The 8,132-nt window shown below is 51.3% G+C and carries 8 protein-coding genes and 1 pseudogene; all 9 read right to left on the bottom strand.

Annotated elements, in window-relative coordinates:
- Nucleotides 1-292 (bottom strand): annotated as a pseudogene (gene secA / locus PHF27_RS03005) (preprotein translocase subunit SecA); the annotation flags it as partial.
- Between the two features lie 473 nt (nucleotides 293-765).
- The gene (raiA, locus tag PHF27_RS03000) at nucleotides 766-1,302 is read right to left on the bottom strand and encodes a ribosome-associated translation inhibitor RaiA (protein ID WP_300065815.1); all 537 of its coding nucleotides are present in this window, start codon (nucleotides 1,300-1,302) and stop codon (nucleotides 766-768) included.
- Between the two features lie 356 nt (nucleotides 1,303-1,658).
- Nucleotides 1,659-1,856 (bottom strand): cold shock domain-containing protein, encoded by a 198-nt coding sequence (locus PHF27_RS02995; protein WP_300065813.1) that lies wholly within the window; start codon nucleotides 1,854-1,856, stop codon nucleotides 1,659-1,661.
- Nucleotides 1,857-1,988: 132 nt separating this feature from the next.
- Nucleotides 1,989-2,708, bottom strand: a complete 720-nt coding sequence (locus PHF27_RS02990) for an amino acid ABC transporter ATP-binding protein (RefSeq protein WP_300065811.1) — start codon at nucleotides 2,706-2,708, stop codon at nucleotides 1,989-1,991.
- Complete coding sequence (locus PHF27_RS02985; protein ID WP_300065809.1) at nucleotides 2,695-3,360, bottom strand: amino acid ABC transporter permease; 666 nt, start codon at nucleotides 3,358-3,360, stop codon at nucleotides 2,695-2,697. Before PHF27_RS02985 ends, PHF27_RS02990 begins: the two co-directional genes overlap by 14 nt.
- Nucleotides 3,361-3,595: 235 nt before the next feature.
- Entirely contained in the window at nucleotides 3,596-4,264 is a 669-nt protein-coding gene (locus PHF27_RS02980; RefSeq protein WP_300065807.1) for a response regulator transcription factor, read from the bottom strand.
- 157 nt (nucleotides 4,265-4,421) lie between these two features.
- Nucleotides 4,422-5,747 carry a secretin N-terminal domain-containing protein gene (locus tag PHF27_RS02975; protein ID WP_300065805.1) on the bottom strand — a complete coding sequence of 442 codons (1,326 nt, stop codon included), beginning with the start codon at nucleotides 5,745-5,747 and terminating at the stop codon, nucleotides 4,422-4,424.
- 23 nt (nucleotides 5,748-5,770) lie between these two features.
- Nucleotides 5,771-6,361: a hypothetical protein gene (locus PHF27_RS02970; protein ID WP_300065803.1), complete on the bottom strand. Its 591-nt coding sequence runs from the start codon at nucleotides 6,359-6,361 to the stop codon at nucleotides 5,771-5,773.
- 258 nt (nucleotides 6,362-6,619) lie between these two features.
- Complete coding sequence (locus tag PHF27_RS02965; RefSeq protein WP_300065802.1) at nucleotides 6,620-8,080, bottom strand: glucose-6-phosphate isomerase; 1,461 nt, start codon at nucleotides 8,078-8,080, stop codon at nucleotides 6,620-6,622.
- Nucleotides 8,081-8,132: the final 52 nt, after the last annotated feature.

Raw genomic sequence — 8,132 nt, 5'->3', positions numbered from 1 at the left:
TATTGCCTTCATGCAGTACCATGCCGCCCATCAGCTGCACGTCAAAATGGCGCATGCCCAGCACGCGCCGCGAAGCTTCCCTAGCTACAGCGAACGCTTCCGGCAATAAGTCGTCCAGCGTCTCGCCATCTCCTAGGCGTCGCTTGAATTCTTCCGTCTTGGCCGCCAAAGAAGCATCGCTGAAATTCTGCAAATCCTTCTCTAAGGCGTTAATCTGTTCCACCGTCTGCTGCATCCGTTGGATGGTCTTTGCATTCGGATCTCCGAAGAGTTTCTTAATGAAACCGAACAAGCTATATCACTCCTCAAAACATCGCCGCGAAGGCGTTATATTCCATCTATCAATTCTAGCAGAAGGCGCCTGAGAAGTCAAAATGAACACATAGAGCAAAACCCGTAGAACACGATTCACACAGAGTAACTGAGGAACAGAGAAAAGCCAGAGAAGGGCAATGGAAATAATTTCACGGGAGATTGCCGCATCGCTGCGCTCCTCGCAACGACGCGATAAGTTAGCTCCATTCTACCAAAAAAGTCATTGCCGCTATAACTACCTTTTGTCATTGCGAGCGAAGCGACGCAATCTCTTCGTATGTTTTCATATTTTCTCTCTGGTTTTTCCCTCTGTTACTCTGTTCCTCCGTGTGACGTTCTCTCTCCCGTTATGTTTTTTAAATTGAAAACAAGCCCCGGCTTCCGCCGGGGCTTGCCAATTCCTTCTCTGGAATCCTCTGTTACTCAGTTACTCTGTGTTCGTTCTCCAACTTAATAGTTGGGCTCAATCAGGCCGTAAGCGCCGTCTTTACGACGATACACTACGTTCACGTCTTCCGAGTCCGAATTGATGAACACATAGAAGTCATGATGCACCAGGTTCATTTGCATGATGGCTTCCTGCACATCCATCGGCTTCACCGCAAAACGCTTGGTTTTCACTAGCGGGAACTCGTCCTCATCAACAGATGCGGGCGCCGCCACCGGCGTTACCAGTTCCGCTTTGAAGCCCTTGCCGCGCAGACGGCGCTCCAATTTGGTTTTATACTTTTCAATCTGTTTTTCCAGCTTTTCAATAACCAAATCGATAGAGGTGTACATATCGCTGGTAGCTTCCTCGCCCCGCAAAATAATGCCGTTGGCAGGAACCGTAACCTCCACGATATGGCGCCCTTTCTCCACCGTCAGCACCACGGAGATTTCACCAAGCATTTCAAAGTACTTAGTGATTTTGCCAATGCGCTTCTCCACATAATCGCGCAGTGCAGGAGTAACATCAATGTTTTTTCCACGAATCGCTATTGCCATAATAACCACAACTCCTTTCCGGGTTCTTGTTATAATGTATTCGCCTTTTTTCCGCAAAATCCTTTTTATCGTTTTCGGAATTTTCTTGATGAGCTGATGATTTATGACCGGCTCACGCAAAAGTGGACCTTTTTCCGCCATACGTCGTCAGAAAGCCTCGGCATAGCCCCGCTATTCCTGCGTTTTCTTCCTCGCCTGCCGAAAGAATCTCTCACTTTGCCGCAGAGCGTTCATTAAACCATCGGCTCATAATTTTCTCGTAGCCCTCACTCTACTCACTCTACTCCTGTTAAAAATCGTTCTCCCACAAAACAAAAGGCAAGCCTTTCGGCCTGCCTTTGTTTTACACGCGTATCTTATTGACGGAAAACATTCGATGCCTGCGGTCCGCGAGCACCCTCTACAACGTCAAACGAAACTTCTTCGCCCTCAGTCAGAGATTTGAAACCGTCTCCTTGGATTGCGGAAAAATGCACGAATACATCGCCGCCATCTTCTTTTTCAATAAATCCATAACCTTTTTCTGCGCTAAACCATTTTACTTTACCTGTCATGCCTGTAGCCTCCTAACATATATCCACTGGAGTGGGTCAATCTTGTAAAAGTATACCATCCCATTACAGGCATTGTCAAATTGCTAGGCCAAAAGTCACGAAATTGTTACGCTTTGCGTATCAGAAAAATTCCTACAAGATTTTCGAGAGGAACATTTTAGTCCTTTCTTCCTGGGCGTCCAAGAAAATGGCCTCTGGCGAACCTTCTTCCACAATCTTCCCTTCATCCATAAAGAGTACTCGATTGCCTACTTCTCGAGCAAAACCCATCTCGTGAGTAACCACGACCATGGTCATGCCTTCCCGCGCCAAGGTCTTCATAACTTCCAGCACTTCCTTGACCATTTCCGGATCCAGCGCCGAAGTCGGCTCGTCAAAAAGCATTACCTTCGGCCGCATAGCCAAAGCCCTCGCAATAGCCACCCGCTGCTGCTGTCCGCCGGACAATTGCTCCGGATAGACCTCCGCCTTCTCCTGCAAGCCAACCTTGTCCAAAAGCGCGCGAGCCATAGTCTCCGCTTCTCCCTTGGGCAGCTTGCGCACTTGCATAGGGCCCAGCATGACATTCTCCAGCACATTCATGTTGGGAAAGAGGTTAAAGCGCTGAAACACCATGCCCACTTCCGCTCGGACTGCATTAATATTCGATTTCTTAGACAGCGTCATGCCGTCTACAATCACTTCGCCCTCTGTCGGCTCTTCCAGATAGTTGATGCAGCGCAGCATCGTACTCTTGCCGCAGCCGGACGGTCCAATAACGACCACCACTTCGCCTTCGGCTACTTCTACGTCAATTCCTTTCAAGACATGCAGCTTGCCAAAATATTTGTGGAGCCCCTTAATGCTTATCATCGATCTTGTACCTCCGCTCCAAATAGGCCACTAAACGGGAAATGCTCAAAGTCATCACCAAATAAATAAAGGCTACCGTCAGCCAAATCTCAAAGGAACCATAGGTTCTGGCAATAATCAACTGCCCCCGGCGTGTCAGCTCTTCAAAGCCGATCACTGAAACCAAGGACGAATCCTTCAGCATCGCGATAAACTCATTACCCAACGGGGGAATAACCCTCTTGAACGCCTGCGGCAAAACAATGAAGCGCATGGTTTGCCACCAGGTCATTCCCAACGAACGCCCTGCTTCCATCTGCCCTTTATCAATGGACTGAATACCGCCCCGAAAGATCTCCGCCACATAGGCTCCGCTATTGACGCTGCACGCGGTAATCGCCGCCACAAATGGATCAATCCGCTGTCCGATAATAATGGGCAAGGCAAAATAAATCAAAAAGATTTGCACTAACAGCGGCGTGCCACGGATAAAATCTACATACACCGCCGCAAAAGAACGGATCACCCACATTTTAGACAGCCGCGCCATGCCCATAAAAACGCCGATGACCAGGCCAAAACCCACGCTCAACGCCGTAATCTGGATGGTAACCCCCGCGCCCAGCAGCAACAACGGAAAGGAACGCGTCACCAAGTCAAAATCAAAATTCATACTATCCTTCCTTTTTTCCCATCAGGCTGCAACCGCAAAAACGCAAAGACCTCTTCATTCCGAGCGCCAACAGACGTCGCCGCGCTCCTTTGAGTCTTTGCGTTCCCCTTTTGGGGCCAGCCCTACGTATAAAATTGATAGAATAATTATAAATGCATATGCATAACAGTGTCAAGGAAGCTGGGGGAGACGTTTTACACAGAGTTCCGGTCCTTCCCGTATTCCATTCTCTTCCTTATATCTTCACCATTTTATTCTTAATGGCATACAACACCGCTTGCGTCCGGTCCGAGACATGGAGCTTGCGGAAAATATTCGTCAAATGATTTTTTACCGTTTTCTCACTTAGAAACAGCTTCTGCGCCACTTCCTGGTTGCTCATGCCCTGACAAATGAGCTCCAGCACATCCAATTCCCGGTACGTCAGACGCTCTTCCTTGCGGCGCTCATAAATACGCGTCGTCTCCAAAAGGCGCTCTTCCTGGCGATTGATTTCGCCCAGCAGTTTGCCCGCAAGAGTCGGGTAAATAAAAGTTTCCCCTGCAGCAACTACCTTCAGAGCCTGAATCAACATGGAAGGTTCCACATCTTTTAAAAGATAACCCGCTGCGCCTGCCTTTACCAATTCCACCACATAGTTTTGATCATCATGAATTGTCAAAACTACAATTTTCACAGGCGAACCGGCCTCTTTTAGACGCCGCGTCACTTCAAGACCGTTCCCTTTGGGCATATTCACATCCAACAGCAGCACATCGGGATTCAGCTCCTCTACCTTGCGAACCGCCTCTTCGCCGTCCGCCGCTTCTCCCAGCACTGTCAGTTCCGGTTCCAGTTCCAGCACATTGCGAATTCCCTGTCGCAACAACGCATGGTCATCCGCAATTACAACTCGAATGGTCATATACTCCTCCACCTTGCTCCCTATCGCTATGTATTCATAACTATGTAAAAGCATGTCATATTTATTATAGTTGATTCGCTTACTTGCTGCATCAAGAATAAAAGAATTCTCCAATAAAAGGTTACAAACAAACTAACGCTCCGTGCTATTAGGCATTTTAACCCAAAACCACCCGGGCTGTCAAAAAGATAACCACTTCCGTATCTTCTTTTTCATGATACTGATTCCGAAACAGCACACCCAACACCGGCAGTTCCGCCAAAAAAGGCAGACGGCTGACGGCTTTCGTTTCTGAACGACCAATCAAGCCTCCAATCACCATCGTTTGCCCGTCATGAAGGCGCACTTGCGTGTCCGCCTCGCGCTTGCTGAAGCGATACGCCGGTGGCGTCAGCTGCGTCTCCAATTGCGGCGTACTCACCTCTGTATGCACGGCTGCCGTAATCTGCCCGTCCACCTGCACCTGAGGGGTATAACGCAAAATAATCCCCACGTCCCGATAATCATATGTTACAGTCGTCCGCCCGTTTTGCTCCGTCGATTCCCGAGGAATCGGCACACTGTCACCGATATTGATATAGGCGGTTTTCCCGTTTAGCGTCGTAATTTTAGGGCAAGCCAAAATTTCCGCCTGCCCTTGGCTGACTAAGGCATTAATCTTCGCCTGATAATAAAATTCATAAGGCGCGCCGCTTGGACTTTTGCCATACCGCACCGTTCCCCATAAAAAATCCCGCTTTTCCGTTGTTTTATCTTGCTGTGTCGTGGTGTTATTTTGCGAAGAATAACTTGTGGTTTCACTTTTTTCCGGATACGTCGGCGTCTTCTGCCATTCCCACTCGATTCCTATATCCCGCAGATTTCTTTTATTGATCGCTACCACCTGCGCTTCCAAGGCCACTTGCTTGCCTGGCGCGTCCAAAAGTGAAACAATCTCTTCCGCTTGCCGCCATTCCGCGGCAGATCCCCGAAAAAACAATGAATTGGTCATATCATCTGCAAAAAAACGTCCTGCCTGTTTTGCTGACGTTTCGCCATCTTCTGGAAGAGCATTTTTAGTTTTTTCTTTCTTGCTATTTTTTACGGCAGCCGCCGCAGAAGGTTCTTTATCTTTACGGACTTCATTCAGCAAAATCGCCACTTCCGAAGCTTTGGCGTACTGCAGCTTGATGCAATAAGCTTGGGCAAAGCCCTGATGAAAGCAAGCCGCCGTACCCACCACCAAAACATTGCCAACCTGCTGATACTCCAAGCCCTGCAAATGAGCGACTACGTCCAGAGCCGTTTTCAGCGGCACCTGTTGCAGCTGCGCGCTAACCCGCCCCTTCACCGCTGGATCGAGTACCAGGTTCAAAGCGCCTAAACGGGCCAGCGTCTGCAAAACAGGTACAACCTCTTCTTCCTCCACTTGCAGGTCTACCAGCGTTTCCATATCAGCCTGCACCGACTGCGGCCAGCCTATAAGCAGACACAACGTCAGCATCGCTCCACCCCAATACGCCCGCCTCAATGTCCCATCGACAGCGAACGCTGCCCCTCCGGCCCTTCCAGCAAAGCGCTGCGCTCATCAATTTGCACAACTCGATACGCTCCTGGCCCTTCGCCCAGACCATAGGCCCGCGTGCGTCCTTCATAACGCACCAAAGCCATCGTTTGCCCGCCCGAGCGAGCGATTCCTGTCAGCATCGGCTGCAGCGATACCTGCGCGGACGCAGGCACCGGTGCAGCCGATGCTGATGCTTTAGCCATGGAAACCGTCTGGGGAACCGCCGCTGCCGTTGGCGTCTTCTTGGCAGCCCCTGCTAGGCTTCGGTATTCCGCTGGCGGCGCAAAGGGATCTCGCGCACTCACCGTCGCCCCGCCCTGGGGCACCGCTTGCTGCAAACCCGACTTTGCTTCCGGCGTCGCAACAGGCGCAGCCGGTTTCATCGCCACCGGCGTTTCCGTCACCACAGCCCCATCCGGCCGGCTTTCCAGCCAATACCCGAATAAGCCAAGCACCGCAATCCCAATCCCTACTACCAGCCGCCTCTGTACCTCCGTCAACTTCTCCCAAAGCTCCCGTACATCCATCTGCAGCCATTCCAAATTAACCACTTCTTTCCTCTGAGAAACCGCTACTTCAGGCGAACACCGTCAGGCTGGCTCTTTTTTCCACATACGGCGTCGAAAAAGCCTTGAAATAGCTGTGCTATTCCTGTGACCTTTTCTTCTTGTCTGCGAAAAAAACATCTCAGTCTGCCAGTATCCTCCTGAAGGCATCGGCTCCTCGTCTAATTTTTAAAATACGTTATCTTTAATTTTCTTTTTCTCTGTTTCCCTCTGTTACTCCGATTTTCGTCTCCTTGTTCAATCCTACTTCGCTTTTAGTTTCTGGAGCTTAGGCCCCAGCAGTCGTTTATAGCCCTCCACGCCCGGCTGGTCGAAAGCATCGACATTCGCCAGTTCGCCCTCGTAGGCTACAGACAGAGCCAATAAGTACAGCAGCTCCCCAATATGGTACGCATTCAGCTCTGGCAGCGAAAAGACCGCGCTAAAACGCCCGTCTGCCGTCAGGGCCTCGGCATTGGCTTGGCGCGCCGCTTCCAGCGCCTGGCCCATCGTCACGCCAGCCATGGCCGCCAGTTTCGGAATCTGCGGGAACACATCCGGAATCACCCGATCCTCCGCCCAATTCCCGACCCGCACGAATTGGAGCACCTTGTCCTTGGGACCGTCTTGATGCTGCTGCGTTTGGGCATGCATATCCGTTGTGCCCACCGCCACAATCGGCGTACGCCCGTAATAGACCGTCTCACCCTCGCGGTTCTGCCGCTTGCCCAGGGACTCCGCCAAAAGCTGCACATACCACTCCGCCACCGATTTCATATCGTCGCTGTACGGCATAAAAACCTCGCTCGTCCGCCCATACTTCTGGGCAGCCAGGTACTTCAATGCCGCATTGAGCATCGCCGGATTGCTCCAGACATCCTCACCCCGGCAGGCTTCATCCATCGCCCTCGCCCCTGCCAAAAAGGCGTCAATATCAAAGCCGCAGCACGCCGCCGTCACCAAGCCCACTTCGGAAAAAATACTGAACCGGCCGCCCACGCCGTCCGGCACGGAGAACCGCTCCCAGCCTTCTGCCGCCGCCAGCTTGCCCAACAACGTCGCCTGCTCTCCTTGAGCCGGATCGGTTACCGCCACAACTTCCAGCTCCACTCCGGCTGCGCCGCGCAGTTCTGCCAACGCCGCCATAAAGCAAGCCATCGTGTCCAACGTCGAGCCGGATTTCGAAATGACCACGAGCATCACTTTGTAAGCTCCGCCGCCATGCACCGCTTTCATCTGCGCGTCATACTCTACCTGCTCCAGCAACGCCCGCGTCCGCCGCGGATCAATATTGTTGCCGCTGAAATATAGCTTCGGCCAGCCGCCGCGGGCTTCCTTGTGCTTCTGGTTCCAAAACTCGCCGCAGGTCAAATCAAAAATCACCTTATTCCCCAAATAAGAACCGCCAATGCCAAAAAAGAGCACTGCGTCAAAATCGGCTTTCACCCGCTGTCCAAACTTCTTTAATTGCTGCAGAGACGAAGGCGAATTCAAATGCCCCTCTTCTACAAAGGGCAGCTGCGAAAACAAGACCTTCTCCGGCGTGCCTTCCTTCGACAAATGCCCCCGCACCACGCCGCTTTGCCGCATCTCTCCCATAGCTTCATGCGCTGCCTGCAAGCGTTCCTGCAGCGCCTCTAGGGCTTCACTCTCCACCCGTCCCTCGCCATACAAAAGCGTATAATCAAAAGAAAAACCCGATGCCAATGTCAGTACTGCTGCCAAAAGCCTCACCCTTTCTTTATTTCTTATGTTATGTATTCGGAATTTTGGTAGA

Source organism: Anaeromusa sp. (assembly GCF_028691475.1).
Taxonomy (GTDB): domain Bacteria; phylum Bacillota; class Negativicutes; order Anaeromusales; family Anaeromusaceae; genus Anaeromusa.
Note: the sequence above shows the minus strand (reverse complement) of the source record. Positions and strands in the feature narration are given on the sequence as shown.